Source organism: Shewanella sp. YLB-07, from assembly GCF_009377275.1.
This window is the reverse complement of sequence record NZ_VOQB01000016.1, coordinates 92,512-108,507: the sequence shown is the minus strand read 5'-3', so window position 1 is coordinate 108,507 and position 15,996 is coordinate 92,512. Positions and strand designations below refer to the sequence as shown.

General features: G+C 43.0%; 19 protein-coding genes. 14 read left to right on the top strand and 5 right to left on the bottom strand.

What is annotated here, in order from left to right; translation table 11 throughout:
• The first annotated feature begins 67 nt into the window (after window positions 1-67).
• Both FS373_RS26575 and FS373_RS26570 read left to right on the top strand, forming a co-directional pair.
• A complete protein-coding gene (locus FS373_RS26575; protein ID WP_144045964.1) occupies window positions 68-607 on the top strand; it encodes a YaeQ family protein in 540 nt (179 codons plus the stop codon).
• 155 nt (window positions 608-762) lie between these two features.
• Complete coding sequence (locus FS373_RS26570; RefSeq protein ID WP_144045965.1) at window positions 763-1,005, top strand: YecH family metal-binding protein; 243 nt, start codon at window positions 763-765, stop codon at window positions 1,003-1,005.
• Window positions 1,006-1,070: 65 nt separating this feature from the next.
• Here FS373_RS26570 and FS373_RS26565 read toward each other — a convergent pair whose 3' ends face one another.
• From FS373_RS26565 to suhB, 5 genes are all read right to left on the bottom strand, one after another.
• Window positions 1,071-1,418 (bottom strand): replication protein RepA, encoded by a 348-nt coding sequence (locus FS373_RS26565; RefSeq protein WP_144045966.1) that lies wholly within the window; start codon window positions 1,416-1,418, stop codon window positions 1,071-1,073.
• A complete protein-coding gene (locus FS373_RS26560; protein ID WP_144045967.1) occupies window positions 1,405-2,073 on the bottom strand; it encodes an AAA family ATPase in 669 nt (222 codons plus the stop codon). The genes FS373_RS26565 and FS373_RS26560 overlap by 14 nt, the downstream gene beginning before the upstream one ends.
• A 115-nt stretch (window positions 2,074-2,188) precedes the next feature.
• Window positions 2,189-2,491 (bottom strand): PilZ domain-containing protein, encoded by a 303-nt coding sequence (locus FS373_RS26555; protein WP_144045968.1) that lies wholly within the window; start codon window positions 2,489-2,491, stop codon window positions 2,189-2,191.
• 172 nt (window positions 2,492-2,663) lie between these two features.
• Complete coding sequence (locus FS373_RS26550; protein ID WP_144045969.1) at window positions 2,664-3,065, bottom strand: phosphate-starvation-inducible protein PsiE; 402 nt, start codon at window positions 3,063-3,065, stop codon at window positions 2,664-2,666.
• Between the two features lie 234 nt (window positions 3,066-3,299).
• On the bottom strand, window positions 3,300-4,103 hold the full coding sequence (suhB, locus tag FS373_RS26545; protein ID WP_144045970.1) for an inositol-1-monophosphatase: 804 nt from the start codon (window positions 4,101-4,103) through the stop codon (window positions 3,300-3,302).
• A 154-nt stretch (window positions 4,104-4,257) separates the two neighbouring features.
• Between suhB and trmJ the strand changes: the two genes are divergently transcribed.
• The 12 genes from trmJ to FS373_RS26485 all read left to right on the top strand — a co-directional run bounded on the left by trmJ (window position 4,258) and on the right by FS373_RS26485 (window position 15,901).
• A complete protein-coding gene (gene trmJ, locus FS373_RS26540; protein ID WP_144045971.1) occupies window positions 4,258-5,022 on the top strand; it encodes a tRNA (cytosine(32)/uridine(32)-2'-O)-methyltransferase TrmJ in 765 nt (254 codons plus the stop codon).
• 11 nt (window positions 5,023-5,033) lie between these two features.
• Window positions 5,034-5,855, top strand: coding sequence for a serine O-acetyltransferase (cysE, locus tag FS373_RS26535; protein WP_152830955.1), 822 nt, complete (start codon window positions 5,034-5,036; stop codon window positions 5,853-5,855).
• 194 nt (window positions 5,856-6,049) lie between these two features.
• Entirely contained in the window at window positions 6,050-6,511 is a 462-nt protein-coding gene (iscR, locus tag FS373_RS26530; RefSeq protein WP_144045973.1) for a Fe-S cluster assembly transcriptional regulator IscR, read from the top strand.
• A 74-nt stretch (window positions 6,512-6,585) separates the two neighbouring features.
• Complete coding sequence (locus tag FS373_RS26525; RefSeq protein WP_144045974.1) at window positions 6,586-7,800, top strand: IscS subfamily cysteine desulfurase; 1,215 nt, start codon at window positions 6,586-6,588, stop codon at window positions 7,798-7,800.
• Window positions 7,801-7,837: 37 nt separating this feature from the next.
• Window positions 7,838-8,221 carry a Fe-S cluster assembly scaffold IscU gene (gene iscU, locus FS373_RS26520; RefSeq protein ID WP_005497959.1) on the top strand — a complete coding sequence of 128 codons (384 nt, stop codon included), beginning with the start codon at window positions 7,838-7,840 and terminating at the stop codon, window positions 8,219-8,221.
• A 14-nt stretch (window positions 8,222-8,235) separates the two neighbouring features.
• The gene (iscA, locus tag FS373_RS26515; protein WP_144045975.1) at window positions 8,236-8,559 is read left to right on the top strand and encodes an iron-sulfur cluster assembly protein IscA; all 324 of its coding nucleotides are present in this window, start codon (window positions 8,236-8,238) and stop codon (window positions 8,557-8,559) included.
• Window positions 8,560-8,579: 20 nt separating this feature from the next.
• Entirely contained in the window at window positions 8,580-9,104 is a 525-nt protein-coding gene (gene hscB / locus FS373_RS26510) for a co-chaperone HscB (RefSeq protein WP_144045976.1), read from the top strand.
• A gap of 64 nt (window positions 9,105-9,168) precedes the next feature.
• Window positions 9,169-11,031 carry a Fe-S protein assembly chaperone HscA gene (hscA, locus tag FS373_RS26505; protein WP_144045977.1) on the top strand — a complete coding sequence of 621 codons (1,863 nt, stop codon included), beginning with the start codon at window positions 9,169-9,171 and terminating at the stop codon, window positions 11,029-11,031.
• Window positions 11,032-11,086: 55 nt separating this feature from the next.
• A complete protein-coding gene (gene fdx / locus FS373_RS26500) occupies window positions 11,087-11,425 on the top strand; it encodes an ISC system 2Fe-2S type ferredoxin (protein ID WP_005497949.1) in 339 nt (112 codons plus the stop codon).
• Between the two features lie 135 nt (window positions 11,426-11,560).
• Complete coding sequence (iscX, locus tag FS373_RS26495) at window positions 11,561-11,758, top strand: Fe-S cluster assembly protein IscX (RefSeq protein ID WP_144045978.1); 198 nt, start codon at window positions 11,561-11,563, stop codon at window positions 11,756-11,758.
• A 200-nt stretch (window positions 11,759-11,958) separates the two neighbouring features.
• Complete coding sequence (gene ndk / locus FS373_RS26490) at window positions 11,959-12,390, top strand: nucleoside-diphosphate kinase (RefSeq protein WP_144045979.1); 432 nt, start codon at window positions 11,959-11,961, stop codon at window positions 12,388-12,390.
• A gap of 826 nt (window positions 12,391-13,216) precedes the next feature.
• The gene (locus FS373_RS26485) at window positions 13,217-15,901 is read left to right on the top strand and encodes a TonB-dependent receptor (protein ID WP_144045980.1); all 2,685 of its coding nucleotides are present in this window, start codon (window positions 13,217-13,219) and stop codon (window positions 15,899-15,901) included.
• Window positions 15,902-15,996 lie beyond the last annotated feature (95 nt).

Genomic DNA, 15,996 nt, shown 5'->3' with positions numbered 1-15,996 from the left:
TCGGCATATCTCATTCGGCGGGAGATTGAGTTACACTAGCGCCAATTAATTGAGAGAATTAGAAGTTATGGCACCAAAAGCTACCGTATACAAAGTCACTCTGCAGATAGCCGATATGGATCGCGGCTATTATCACGATCATCAACTGACATTAGCTCAACACCCTTCAGAGACTGATTCCCGTATGATGGTCCGTCTGCTGGCTTTTGCAATGAATGCGAGTGAGTCATTGGCATTCAGTAAAGGGCTTTGCGTCGAAGATGAACCTGAGCTTTGGGAAAAGTCCCTAGTGGGCGATATCGAGCTTTGGATTGAGTTTGGTCAGAGTGATGAAAAATGGTTAAGAAAAGCCAGTGGCAGGGCGAAGCAAGTACAGTTATTTGCTTATGGTGGACGAGCAGTACCTATATGGTGGCAACAAAATGAGAAAGCATTAGAACGTTATAAAAATCTTAAAGTGTGGAATATCCCTGAAGAGGCCGTGAAGCAGATGGGAGACTTGGTTACTCGTAATATGGAGCTTCAATATAATATAAGTGATGGGGAGATCTGGCTATCCAGTGAACATGCTAGTGTTCAATTTACCCCAGAAATACTGAAAGCTTAGCGTTTAACCTTAATCCTAAAATTGATGTAAATCAGCCAGTCATAGACTGGCCTTTTTGTTTGTTTATTTATTAGTCTTGGGTTATGGATCAAAGTTTGAAATTCAAATATTGATTATAAAGGCATATATTTATTAGCCTTAAAGGTAGCAGTATTATGTCCGAATCAGTTCATGGCCATCAAGTGATGGAGTTGATGCTCACATTAGGTAAAGCAATAACCAAAGAAGAGCTTAAAGTATTGATGCACCAACATTTTGGTGCATCGGTGCGCTATCATACTTGCTCTGCGAGTGAGATGAATGCCGATGCGCTAATTGAGCTATTGGAAAAGAAGGGAAAGTTTATTGAATCAGCTAAAGGTATAGAGACTGTTGCGGATAGGATCTGTTCTCATTAAGAGCTTAATGTTTTGATTGTATAGCTTCATATAAATCAAAGTGCTAATTATTTGGTTGTTGGTTATTAGTCATCACTCAACTCGATAATAGTACTTTGCTCATGTTTGCTTTTTACTGAAAACTCACGAATTAAAATTCTGATGAGGCGTGATTTAGCTATTTTTTTCTCAGCCGATATCCTGTCTAGTATTCCAATTGCATCTTCAGTAAGGGAGAAAGTAGCGTGTTTATAAATTTTGGTTGAATGTTTATCTAAGCCTTTATGCTTAGCTCTGCTTAGTTTTTTTCTACTTTTACTGACGACGCTAGGTTGGCCAAAGGCGTAATTATTAGCATCTTCGATGAAATCCTCGATAGAGACTTGAGTTTGAGGTGTTTTCTTCTTGCGCCTTTTTAGATCAGTTAAGCTCATAGCAATTTTCTGGTTCTATAGCAAAAAGTTCATCTGCAATTGCTCGTATCTCTGCAGCGGCTTTTCCATCGGGCTCAATTTCAATAACAGATGAGCCAAGTTCTTCACTGTCATCGTAAATATTTCTGTTGAAAGTCACAGCATTTAATACCCGTAACCCAAATGATTCCACGACTTCTTTTGCTTCGAGAATTCTTTTAAATTGACTGGGTAGAGAAGGACATTGAGTCATGACTATAGTTGCTACCATTTTAGGGTTGACCATCTTACAGGTACTTAGCATATCTTCCATATGGGGTAAGGTTTTTAAGTCTCTACGCTTGGGTCTTAATGGAAGTATGACATAGGTTGCGACAGACATGGCTGCACGCATAGCCAGATTATCTTGGCCCCCACAATCGACGATGACATAATCGAAGTGTTTATCTTGACTCAAGAGGTCATTACGGATTTTTCCGTAAAGTTGAATGCAGTTGATGGTTGGAAGGTCTGGATCTTCATTGCGAGCCTGAATCCAATCTGAAGTTGTGCGCTGTGGATCGCAATCAATCATTAATACATTCGCTTGGTATTTCTGCGTGATATGAACAGCTAGATTCTGGGCCATACAGCTTTTCCCTGCTCCACCTTTTTCTCCGCCCACAAGCAAGATCATAAAAGTATCTCCATGTCTTTCAGCACCAATTATCTTTGATTATTAAACGCGTTAAGTATAGAACAGACTATAGAGTTTTGCCGAAAACTCCCTCTGCGGACATAGGGGCTAACGCTTATATAAGTTGTATTGCGATATGGAAGCTTTTGGGGTTACAGCTGTTGGTTCGACAGACTTGCCCTTTGACCATATGCTTTTTATCATTATCCGGATTAAAGGTTATAGTGAGAAGATCTCCCACTTTAAAACTCTTTTTATATTCAATTAGCACCCCGTGCCTCGCCAGATCGACACAGATCCCATCGTCTGTTTGTTCCTGGCCGTTTTCATCTTGCCAAGCCAAGAGAATACGTTCGGCTTCAAGGTCGACTCTGAAGGAGGTGCGTCGTTCATCTAAGTCTTCGGTATTATCTTGCATAAAAATCCCTAATGCGGAATGAAAAATAAGCTCTTTAAAAGTAGCATAATTTTTGTTCTAAAAACAAAGTTCGTGGATATTGAATGGCATTAGTAATAGCGATGACGGCATGGAGGAGTTTGCTCACCTAGTATTCTATCGACGGATACCAGGTGAGTGAAGTGATCGCTTGTTAGTGCTCTTCTTTACGTGGGTAAGGAAGTTTAAGTTGACCCCAGCGAATAACAATAACGGTTATAGAGAGTACTAGAGTTGATAATGCTATGGTCATAATTCGCCAATCATCCATGGCTTTTATATCTAGTATCAGGTAACGCGCCAGTGCCACAATCGCGATATAGATAGGCATGCGTATAGGTAGTTTTCCAGATTCGGCATAATTAGCCACCATAGCCAGTACTTCTAAATAGATAAATAGCAATAATAGATCGGCTAAATCGACCCTGGCATTTCCGATGATATGTACTATCTCCTGACCTATGGCGACTATTGTCGCGATGGCAATGATAATGAGTACGAAATGTTCGACAGCTTTAAGACTTTTCGAACCGTAGTGACTGTATAGCTTTCCCATAGCGATCTCTGGTAGGTGTTTTTTTTATGGTAGCAATATTTGAGGATTCTGCTTATTTTTCTATGTGATGGGACTCACATTATTGGTATACATAGGGAAATGAATAACCAGCTAGTGTTTGCTGCTTGGCTTGGAAGCTGTGACCAATGACAATTGTATAAGATACTAAGCGTTGCTGAAATAAAAAAGCCATCTGGCTGATGGCTTTTAAATCTGTTCTTTCAAACGCTAAGTTTAGCGTTTAAGTGCTTCGCTCAGTAAAGGACGAGCCGTTTTAACGATAGCTGAAGTCGTTTTCGGAGCGCCAGCTATGATATTGCCCGAAGTCATATAGCCGTGATTACCTGTGAAGTCGGTAACCGTACCGCCAGCTTCACGTACGATGAGATCGCCTGCAGCAATATCCCAGGGCTTGAGGCCGATTTCGAAGAAGCCGTCTACACGACCCGCTGCGACATAGGCAAGATCTAAAGCTGCAGAACCTGCACGGCGCATATCGGCACATTGAGTAAACAATGAGCCGAAAATTTTCATGTAAGTTTCTGTGTGCTGTTTGGCTTTGAATGGGAAGCCTGTCGCTAAGATAGTGTCTTTGAGATCGTTATGCTTAGATACGCGCATACGGAAATCATTGAACTTAGCGCCTTTACCACGTACCGCGCTAAATAGTTCATCACGGATTGGATCATAAATTACAGCGACTTCTGTCTTGCCCTTGTACTGAACGGCAATAGATACTGCGAAATGAGGAATGCCTCTAACAAAATTGTTAGTGCCATCCAGAGGGTCAATGATCCAAATGTAATCTTTATTCTCGCCTTTGTTCTCACCACTTTCTTCACAAATAATAGTGTGATCTGGGTAAGATTTACGGATCTGATATGTAATGGCGGCTTCAGCTTCTATGTCTACATTCGTCACGTAGTCATTCACTCCTTTCGCTGTCACTTCGACTTTATCGAGTTCAGCAAAAGCACGTATAATCGTTTGGCCGGCGGCGCGAGCGGCGCGCACGGCAATAGTCTGCATCGGATGCATTACAATCCCCTGGATGTTAAAGAACAGATATAATAATCGGGGCGTAGTATACGTTAACTAGTGAATATATCAAATACCGATTTTTGTATTAAGCAAACAAAGTTGACTGTGTTAATATCTGTGAATTGTTTAATCATCAAAATTAAGTAGTTTCATGCTCAGCAACATTCGTGTAGTACTCGTCGGCACATCCCACCCTGGCAATATTGGCTCTACCGCCCGAGCAATGAAAACCATGGGGCTCTCTACTTTATATCTAGCTGAACCTAAGGTCCAACCCGATGGCCACTCTGTAGCGCTGGCAGCCGGTGCGTCAGATATATTAAAACATGCGGTCATAGTTGATAGCGTTGCCGAGGCGATTGCCGATTGCAGCTTGGTTATCGCTACTAGTGCACGTAGCCGCACTCTAGATTGGCCTATGCTTGATCCAAGAGGAGCTGGCGAAAAGTTAGTCGCGTCAGCACTCGATGGTCCAGTTGCAATCGTATTTGGTCGTGAAAATAATGGCTTGTCCAACGAAGAGTTGCAGAAGTGCGATTATCATGTAGCTATCCCAGCGAACCCTGAATATACCTCATTGAATTTAGCTCAGGCCGTGCAGATCATCTGTTACGAGGCGCGTGTCGCTCATTTAGAGCACGAGAAGCGTGAGTTTGAGAAAGGCCGCCCTGCAGATTATGTCGAAGAAAAAATTGAGTATCCTTTTGCCAAAGAACGTGAAAACTTCTTTGATCATTTGGAATCAACCTTATTAGGCACTGGATTTATCGTTAAACAGCACCCTGGTCAAGTCATGACCAAATTGCGTCGTCTGTTTAGCCGCGCTCGCCTTGAAAGACAAGAGATGAATATCTTACGAGGCATGCTGACTTCGATAGATAAGAAGATGCCACCGAAAGACGACAAACAAGCATAAGGAATCGATCCATGGGAGTAATTGCTCGATTAAGAGATGATATTAACTCTATCTATCATCGCGATCCTGCGGCTCACGGAACCTTGGAGATATTGTTGAACTACCCTGGGATGCAGGCCATCTGGATCCATAGGGTAAGCCACAAGCTTTGGCGGCGGAAATGGCGCCTGCTCTCGCGTTGTTTATCTACTTTTTCACGCTGGTTAACCGGTGTTGAAATACATCCTGGCGCCACCATAGGCGATCGATTTTTTATCGATCACGGTATGGGCGTGGTGATCGGGGAAACCGCTGAAATTGGTGATGATTGCACCCTCTATCATGGGGTGACGTTAGGTGGCACAACATGGCAAGCGGGTAAGCGTCATCCTACGCTTGGTAATAATGTAGTGATTGGTGCTGGTGCTCAGGTATTAGGTCCTATCACCATGAACGATGGTGCGCGTGTGGGCTCCAATTCTGTGGTGGTGAAAGATGTACCTAAAGATACCACAGTCGTAGGCATACCTGGCCGCATCGTTTCAACACCTAATGCTAGCAATAAAGCGGAGAGTAAAAGACGTAGCGAGATGGCCAAGAAGTATGGCTTCGATGCCTACGCAGTTTCTCCGGATAACCCGGATCCGGTTGCTAATGCCATTGGCCAGATGCTAGACCATATGCACCTGATGGACTCAAAAGTTCAAGAAGTCTGCCAAGCGATTCAAACCATGGGCGGTAGTGTGTGTACCGATAAACTACCAGAACTTGACGTCGAAGACTTTAGCGATACGGAGTTGGCTGCGGCAAAGCAACGTGAGAAGGCAATAAATGAGTTTGATCCCATTATCTGATTCTCAGTGAAATAAACCCAAATCATTGATTGAATATTGAGACATAAACGGGTTAAATACCCCAGTCAAATTGAAGGGTATTATTCAGTGCTATAAATTCATTAATACTTGACTGTTTTACTAGGTTTAATACTTGACTAAATTACTCAGGTATGTTTGAATTCCCCTATGCATTATTGGGAGCCATGGTCGCTATGAAACTTACCTCGAAAGGCAGGTATGCAGTCACTGCTATGTTAGATGTTGCTATGCATTCTACATCAGGGCCTGTACCTTTAGCCGATATTTCTGAGCGTCAAGGGATATCTCTTTCTTACCTCGAACAACTTTTCGCAAAACTCAGAAGACATGGACTGGTCTCAAGTGTCAGAGGACCCGGCGGTGGCTACCGTTTAGGTGCCGATGCTGTCGATATCTCAGTTGGCATGGTCGTTCGCGCCGTCGATGAGTCAGTCGATGCAACCAGGTGCAAAGGTCAGGGGGATTGTCAGAATGGCACCCGTTGTCTCACGCATTCCCTGTGGGGTGACTTGAGCAAACAAATTTCAGATTTCTTAAATGGGATCAGCCTTGCTGGCTTAATGAATAAACGAGATGTTCAATTTATCTCAGTGAAGCAAGACGCAATGCAACAGGAACAAAGAGTAACGTTATAAGTTAACTTTGTATTTTATATTATTTTTTGTACATCTGTTTCGCCTCTCTGAGGCTACGCTGTACGGAGTGTGTGATGAAGCTTCCTATTTATCTAGATTATGCTGCGACAACGCCGGTTGATCCACGTGTTGCAGAGAAAATGATGCAGTGTCTGACTATGGACGGTAATTTTGGTAATCCTGCGTCTCGCTCCCATCGTTATGGCTGGCAGGCTGAAGAGTCGGTTGATATCGCTCGAAATCAGGTCGCTGACCTGCTCAATGCCGATCCTCGTGAAATTGTATTTACTTCCGGTGCTACCGAGTCAGACAATCTGGCCATAAAAGGTGTTGCTCATTTCTATCATAAGAAAGGTAAGCACATCATCACCAGTAAGACAGAGCATAAAGCGGTACTCGATACCTGTCGTCAGCTAGAGCGTGAAGGTTTTGAAGTCACTTATCTTGAGCCTGAGTCAAACGGACTCATTCCTCTCGAGCGAATAGAAGCGGCTATGCGAGACGATACCATCCTTGTCAGCATCATGCAGGTTAACAATGAAATAGGTGTCATTCAGGATATCGATGCCATAGGTGAACTTTGTCGTAGCAAGAAAATAGTTTTTCATGTCGATGCAGCCCAGAGTGCGGGCAAGTTACCTATAGATGTGCAGAAGACTAAGGTTGATTTGATGTCAATCTCGGCCCATAAGATGTACGGACCTAAAGGTATCGGTGCCTTATATGTGCGCCGTAAGCCGCGTATTCGCCTCGAAGCGACGATGCACGGTGGTGGACACGAGCGTGGAATGCGTAGTGGTACATTGGCGACTCACCAAATTGTTGGTATGGGCGAGGCTGCTGCTGTCGCTAAAGCCGATATGGCATCAGACAATGCTCGTATCAGAACATTACGTGACAGATTGTGGGATGGCGTCAAGCATATCGAAGAAACGTACATCAATGGCGATAAAGTACAAGGTTATTGCGGTAGCCTCAATGTGAGTTTTAATTTCGTTGAAGGTGAGTCTTTGATGATGGCATTGAAAGATCTTGCCGTATCATCGGGTTCAGCCTGTACATCGGCCAGCCTAGAACCAAGCTATGTTTTACGTGCGCTTGGATTGAATGATGAGATGGCTCATAGCTCGATCCGTTTCTCTCTCGGTCGTTTTACCACCGAAGAAGAGATAGATCACGCTATCGAAACAATTAATAAGTCTATCGATGACTTGAGAGAGATGTCTCCACTTTGGGAGATGTTTAAAGATGGTATTGATTTGGACTCGGTTGAGTGGGCACACCACTAAGTCGTATATCAACAGATAAAGATTTTGGAGTAGTATCATGGCTTATAGTGAAAAAGTAATCGACCATTATGAAAACCCACGTAACGTAGGTTCTTTTGATAAAAATGACCCATCAGTTGTAACCGGCATGGTCGGCGCACCTGCTTGTGGTGATGTGATGAAGTTACAACTTAAAATCGATGACAAGGGCATGATTCAAGATGCCAAGTTTAAGACTTATGGCTGTGGCAGTGCCATCGCATCCAGCTCACTGATCACCGAGTGGGTTAAAGGCAAGTCTATCGAGGAAGCTGCAGCGATTAAGAACACTGATATTGCTGAAGAGCTTGCATTGCCTCCAGTGAAGATTCATTGCTCTATCTTGGCTGAAGATGCCATTAAAGCAGCAATCGAAGATTATAAGTCAAAGCAAGCTAAGTAATTTCTGGAGTTAAGATGGCTATTTCAATGACTCCGGCCGCCTCAGAACGCGTTAAAAGCTTTCTGAGCAATCGTGGCAAGGGGATTGGTTTACGTCTGGGGCTTAAAACCTCCGGATGTTCAGGCATGGTTTATGTCATCGAGTTTGTCGATGAATTGAATGACGATGATGAGGTCTACGAAGTTGCAGATGTTAAAATCATTATCGATGCAAAAAGCTTTATCTATCTTCAGGGCATAGAGCTGGACTTCGTTAAAGAAGGGCTCAATGAAGGTTTTCAGTTTAATAACCCTAATGCAAAAGGTGAGTGTGGTTGTGGCGAAAGCTTTACAGTCTAACTAGCCGAAAGAATGAAGCCATGAACTATTTTGAGTTGTTTAGTCTCACGCCCTCCTATGACATTGACACCGCCCTCCTTGCAGAACGTTATCACGAACTGCAACGGGCGGTTCATCCCGATAAGTTTGCTAATTCCAGTGAACAAGATAAACGTATCGCCGTTCAACGAACTGCTCAAGTTAATGATGGCTTCTCGACATTGAAAGATCCTCTGTCGAGAGCCGAACATATCTTGGCTCTAGCTGGCATAGATCTTAGCCATGAGTCGACCACGGTGAAAGATACGCAATTTCTGATGCAGCAGATGGAATGGCGTGAGTCGTTAGAAGATATTGCTCACAGTGAAGATCCCGATGCTATGATAACCGAGTTGTATGCTTGTTTTAATGAGTATAGCAACTGTATCAGTCTGGACTTAGCTGGCTTGTTACTCAGTCATTCTGAGTCGGATCTCGCTTCCGCAGCAGACCTTATCCGTAAATTAAAATTTATGGCAAAATTACAAATCGAGCTGGAACGCATCGAAGATGCACAGTTTGATTAGTCGTTTTTACTCTTTTTTTGATTAGCTATCCTTTCTCAATGGCTAATATTTAGGTTGGAATTTTATGGCCCTTTTGCAGATCGCAGAGCCTGGACAGAGCACAGTACCACATCAACATAGGTTGGCTGTTGGAATTGACTTAGGTACTACAAATTCGTTAGTGGCTACGGTTCGTAGTGGCGTTGCTAACACCTTGGCCGATGAGCAATCTAGACACTCGTTGCCCTCGATTGTGCGTTACACGGACGATGGCATCCAAGTCGGCGCCGAAGCAGAATCTTATTCTGCACAAGACCCACAAAACACCATCATCTCTGTTAAACGTTTTATGGGTCGCAGCCTCAGTGACATTCAGTCAGGCAGCCAAGATCTTCCTTATCGATTCGAAGCCAGTGAAAATGGCCTTCCTCTGTTTGTGACTAAGCAAGGTCAGGTGAACCCGGTGCAAATCTCGGCCGAAATTTTAAAGCCGCTGATTTCGCGGGCAGAGAAGACCTTAGGCGGAGCTCTCGAAGGGGTAGTGATCACAGTACCAGCCTATTTCGATGATGCTCAACGCCAGGGAACCAAAGACGCTACAGCCCTTTTGGGAGTAAAGGTCTTACGTTTATTGAATGAGCCAACGGCTGCTGCGATAGCCTATGGCCTAGATTCGGGGCAAGAAGGCGTGATTGCCGTCTATGATCTGGGTGGTGGTACCTTTGACATCTCTATATTACGTCTGAATAAAGGCGTGTTCGAAGTGTTGGCCACCGGAGGTGACTCTGCGCTTGGTGGAGATGACTTCGATCATCTCTTGCATCACTATTTATTAAATGAATGGCAGCTGGGTACTCCTTCGGCGACTATCAGCAGGCAACTGCTTATCGAAGCCAGACGCATCAAGGAGCAGTTGACCCAAGATACTGAGGTCACGGCTTCATTGACGTTAGAGGATGGTAGCCAATTACAGCACAAGGTTACCAGAGCCTTATTTGAGTCATTAATCGGTAAACTGGTGAAAAAAACCATAAGCAGCTGTCGTCGCTCTTTGCGTGACGCTGGGATTAAAACCGATGAAGTGCTTGAAATTGCCATGGTGGGTGGCTCGACTCGGGTGCCTATGGTCAGACAACTTGTCGCCGACTTTTTTGGTCGGGCGCCGCTGACATCCATAGATCCTGACAGAGTCGTTGCCATAGGCGCCGCTATTCAAGCGGATATATTGGTCGGTAATAAACCTGAGTCCGATCTCTTGTTGTTGGATGTTTTGCCTCTGTCTCTGGGAATAGAGACCATGGGAGAACTGGTGGAGAAGGTGGTATCACGTAACACCACCATTCCGGTCGCCAAGGCACAAGAATTTACCACATTTAAAGATGGTCAAACCGCGATGGCATTTCATGTGGTCCAAGGCGAACGTGAGCTGGTGGGTGACTGCCGCTCTTTAGCAAGATTCACCTTGAAAGGCATACCGCCAATGGCTGCAGGTGCCGCTCACATTCGAGTCACGTTCCAGGTTGATGCCGATGGCTTACTCAGCGTCACAGCGATGGAAAAGTCTACCGGAGTTAAATCCAGCATTCAGGTGAAACCTTCATTCGGGCTAACCGATGTGGAGATTGGTGCCATGCTCAAAGATTCCATGGCCAATGCTAAGGAAGATATCACCCGACGCATGTTGGCAGAGCAACAAGTAGAGGCGGCTCGGGTCTTAGAGACCCTGACAGCCGCTTTAACAAAAGACGCTGATCTGTTATCTGAAGGTGAACGTGTCACTATCGAGAAGAGTATGGCTGAGCTCGCTCAGGTTGCTGCGCTTGATAATACCGATGCCATTGAAAAAGCCATCGAGACATTAGATGCTTGCACGCAAGATTTTGCATCTAAGCGTATGGATAACTCTATCCGTTTGGCACTTACAGGCCAATCGGTTGACAGTATTTGATCAGTCATCAATCATAATCATCAATAGATTAATTGGTAATCAATAGGTAAAAAAGATGCCACAAATTGTATTTCTACCCCATGAAGAGCTGTGTCCAGATGGTGCAGTCGTCGAAGCCAATGTTGGTGAAACCGTTCTTAACGTTGCCTTGAAAAATGGTATTAATATCGAACATGCATGTGAGAAGGTGTGTGCATGCACAACCTGCCACGTGATCGTTCGTGAAGGGTTCGATGAGTTAGCAGAAAGCGACGAGCTCGAAGATGACATGTTAGATAAAGCGTGGGGACTCGAGCCCGAGAGTCGTTTATCCTGCCAGACGAAAGTGCCAAATTGTGATCTCGTGGTCGATATTCCTAAATACACAGTTAATATGGTGAGTGAGGCTAACTAGTCTTGATCGCAACTTGTGTCTATTTGAAGATAGTGAGTCGAAGATAGTTAAGCCAGTCTCCCGAGACTGGCTTTTTTTATGCGGTGAGATGCCAGCTATACTCTAGTCATTACAAATATGTTCAAGGGGCTAGATATGCCATTAAAATGGATAGATTCACTCGATATAGCCTTAGACTTGTTGGAGACGCATCCAGAAATCGATCCTGAAACGATCAGATTTACTGATTTACGTGAATGGATTTTAGCGCTGGATTCGTTCGATGATGATCCAGAGCACTGTAATGAGCGCATATTGGAAGCAGTCCAAGCCTGCTGGATAGCCGAGCAGTGAGCTCTGGAAATCGTTGGCGCATAGACAAGTTTATACCGGCAGGTATTAGTGTTCAGCTTGAAATCGGCACTGGATAGCGATGAAGCAGGATAAGTTAACGCAATATTGCATTCCGTGGGCTATAAAGGTAGGTTTTTGGTGTCAAATTTCGTATAATCCGCGCGAAAATAAAAACCTGTTTATTATGAAGGAAGCTTCTCATGGCTATCGAACGTACTTTTTCTATCATTAAGCCCGATGCTGTTGCAAAAAATAACATTGGCGCTATCTACAACCGTTTTGAAACTGCTGGCCTGAAAATCATCGCTTCTAAAATGGTTCACCTAAGCAAAGAGCAAGCTGAAGGCTTCTACGCCGAGCACAGCGAGCGTCCTTTCTTCGGTGCACTAGTTGCATTCATGACTTCTGGTCCTATCATGGTCCAGGCTCTTGAAGGCGAGAACGCAGTTCTAGCTCACCGTGACATCTTAGGTGCTACTAACCCAGCTGACGCTGCACCTGGGACTATTCGTGCCGATTTCGCTGAAAGCATCGATGAGAACGCAGCTCACGGTTCTGATTCGGTTGCTTCTGCTGAGCGTGAAGTGGCTTACTTCTTCAGCACAGAAGAGCTTTGCCCACGCACTCGTTAATTCGACGCTAAGTAAAGTTGAAAAGGAGCCTATGGCTCCTTTTTTGTTGCCCGTATTTTGAATGTTTACAGGTCTCCTCGTCTCAGTAACTGTAAATTTCTCATCGATTAATGTAGCAAGAGTATGTCGCTTTTTCTCTAGCTCGTTTCTATTATCTTATTCATTCTAGCAAGTGAAACATCCCGGTTATTTGTTAATAATTTACTCTGAAATAGAGTTTTTCTTGTTTTGTGAGCGTTTCCTGCCTGGTAAGTTAACGAGTTTAACACGTGCTTGTTTAGTAATTGTAAATTTCGTGGTTTGTATATTGCTTGCATGATTTTTTGGTTTTTTATCTCGAGAATACATAATTAATTAAAGTTATATTTCTGGTTTTAATCTTTCTTCGGTTTATAGTTTTGCAGTGGTTATTTGTTGTTGTCTTTTATTTATTTTGCCTAGCTATTTTAATTAACTGAATAAACATTTGGGATATACTGGTCTCAATTTGTATCCTGTCGTCGCCGCAGTTTTTAACATTGAGTGCTCAATCATTTGTTGAATTAAATTCACGTGTAACACATTGATTTTATCGGCTTTACTTTGTGCTTGTTGTTTTTTTGAAATGTATCGTTTTCTTGTGAATGTATCAATTATTATCATTTAGGTTGTTTGATTGTAATTGATGTTGACTTGGGTGCTGTATTTTAACAATATTTAACCCGAAGGTATTAACTGTTTAATTACAGTTTTGAAAAAACTAAAACAATAAAATAATAATTATTGTCACGATGTCAGTATTAATCGTTCAGTTATTAATTAATGTCTAAGTGATAAGGGAAAATATATGAACTCAATGACCTTAACAGCAAAAGCAGTACGCGTTGGCTTATTAGCCGCAGCAACAACAAGTGTAGCATTTTCTGGTTTAGCATTTGCTGAAGAGCAAGGTGATGGTGCAAAAGTAGAACGAATTTCTGTCACAGGCTCGCGTATTAAGCAAGTTGATATGGAAACATCATCTCCAGTTACCATTATCAGTGCAGCTGATATTGCCATGACAGGTGAGAAGACAGTCGCTGATGTACTAAATAACTCGGCGATAAACAGTTTTGGTTCATGGCGTGGTATGTCTGGTTATGGTTCAGGCAGTAGTGCTACCAGCAGTGTTAATCTTCGTGGCCTCGGATCTTCGGCGACATTAATATTGTTAGATGGTCGTCGTATGCCTGGTACAAGTTCAAGTTCAGGTGCAACTGCAGATACTTCTCAGATCCCAATGGCAATTGTCGAGCGTATTGAGATTCTTCGCGATGGTGCATCAGCAGTTTATGGTTCAGATGCTGTTGCCGGTGTTATTAACATCATCACTAAAAAAGATTTTGAAGGTGTTTCAATTGATTTTAGTACAGAACAACCAAGTGTAGATGGCGGCGATGCAAACCGTTTCTCACTTGCAGCAGGCTACAACACAGATAAAGGTAATGTGACATTCACTTATGAATATTACGACACTAAAGCTGTGATGGATAAAGATATTTGGGCATTAGATGATCCTAATTATGAAGGTTATAGCTCATTCAGCTCAGTTCCTAACGGCTATTATGACACTGGTAAGCTTGATGAAAACGGTAAGCCAATTTATGACTTCTATACCAACTCAGAGATGTGTGATCAGACTGAGAATGTAACTGATTGGCATGATGGAGAAAATAATGGACGTTGTGGTTATAGTTATGGTGAAGTGACTAAGTTATTCGGTGATGTCACTAGAAACTCTTTTATGACTACTTTTGATTACGAAGTGACTGAAAATATCCAATTCCGTGGTAGGGGGTCTGCGACGTTAACTGAAACCAATACTCGTTATGCTGCAACGCCAGTATCTACTAATTACCCAGTGATGGGTGCTGATAATCCTTATAATCCTACTGATACTGATATGACCCTCTACATGCGATCAGTGCAGACAGGTGAACGCGATACGCTAACAGAAGGCAATAATTTTGATATTTTAGGTGGATTTGTTGGTTTTGCTGATATCGGTAATGGTATTGATTGGGAGCTAAACGCTCAACATTCTTCATCAACTACAAATTCTTTTAATTATAACTTAATTAATGACAGTATTGTTCAAAGTGAAATTGATACAGGTAACTATGACTTATTTAATACATCAGGCATGAGTTACGAAGATTGGAATTCTCAAATGACTGATCTGTATGGTAAGGCTGCTCATACTGGGGTTTATCAAGGTAAATTTGATAGCACTCAATTTGACGGATTAATCTCTAGCACTTTGATAGAAGGGGACAGTGTTGTTGTTGCTGCAGTGGGTGGTCTAGAGTATGAGATGATTAACTTCTCGCAGGTAAGTGATCCTGAGTCTGCTGCCGGGATTATCTCAGGTGGTTCAGGTGGTGATGATGTTGATGCAGAGCGTACCCGTCAAGCTGCATATGTTGAGTTTCAAGTCGGATTACCTGCAAATGTAGATTTGTCTGCGGCATTACGATATGAGCGCTATGAGCAAAATGGTAATACTAATAATGGTAACCAAGAGTCGACATTTGACGCTGTGGTTCCCAAATTAGGCCTAAGCTGGCGTCCTGTTGACTCGCTGTTACTTCGTGCAAGCTATGGTGATTCTTTCCGTGCGCCTAACATGGGTGAAATGTTTGCTTCTGAGGCATTAAGTTTCGAAAGTACAATGGATACGGTTTGGTGTGGTGATAATACAGATGCAAACTACTGTCGTTCTACTCAGCAGCACAAGACACTTTACGGTGGCAACCCTGACCTAGAGGCTGAAGAGGGTAATTCCTTTACCTTGGGTGGTGTTTGGAATGCAACTGATGCATGGAACATAGAGCTTTCTTATTACAGCATTAAATATGATAATAAAATTGAAATTGTTGATGTAGCAGATCTTGTAAAAGAAGAGAGTGAAAACGGTGGTTCTGAATTTATTAAACGTGGCCCAGACGGAAAAATTCAGACAATTCACAGCCAGTATCGTAATTTAGCTAGTGTTAACACTTCCGGTATTGATTTTGTGACAGGCTATAATTTAGAAACTGGTGTCGGTGATTTTAGCTTTAAAGTTGAGATGACTAAGATTCTATCTTTTGAAGAGCAACAAAAACCAGATGCTGAAATGGTTGAATGGGTTGGAGAAGTAGGAAGACCGGATCTACGTGGTAACTTCATGGTTTCATGGCAGGGTGACAACTTCCAAGCAGCTTGGAATACCGTATATATTGGAGCTCAAGATGCTGATTTTACCAATGACTACTACGGCAGAACTGATACGGGTTATGAGTACGCAGATCGTCCAGACTACTTCAAGCATAACGTACAGGTTAGCTATTATCATGACTGGAATGGTTCATTAACTCTTGGTGTTAACAACTTATTTGACGAAGAAGCACCAAACGACTTTGCCGAATACCGTGATTATCGAGATGCAGATACCGGATTATATGATGTGCTAGGTAGAACTTACTTTTTGCGCCTTAATCAGAAGTTTTAATCTATCAATCTAATTTAAAGCTAAAAACCTCCGCTTGCGGAGGTTTTTTTATGCCTGATTTATGGCCGTACGTTGAAGCGACTTTCAAGGGGGAA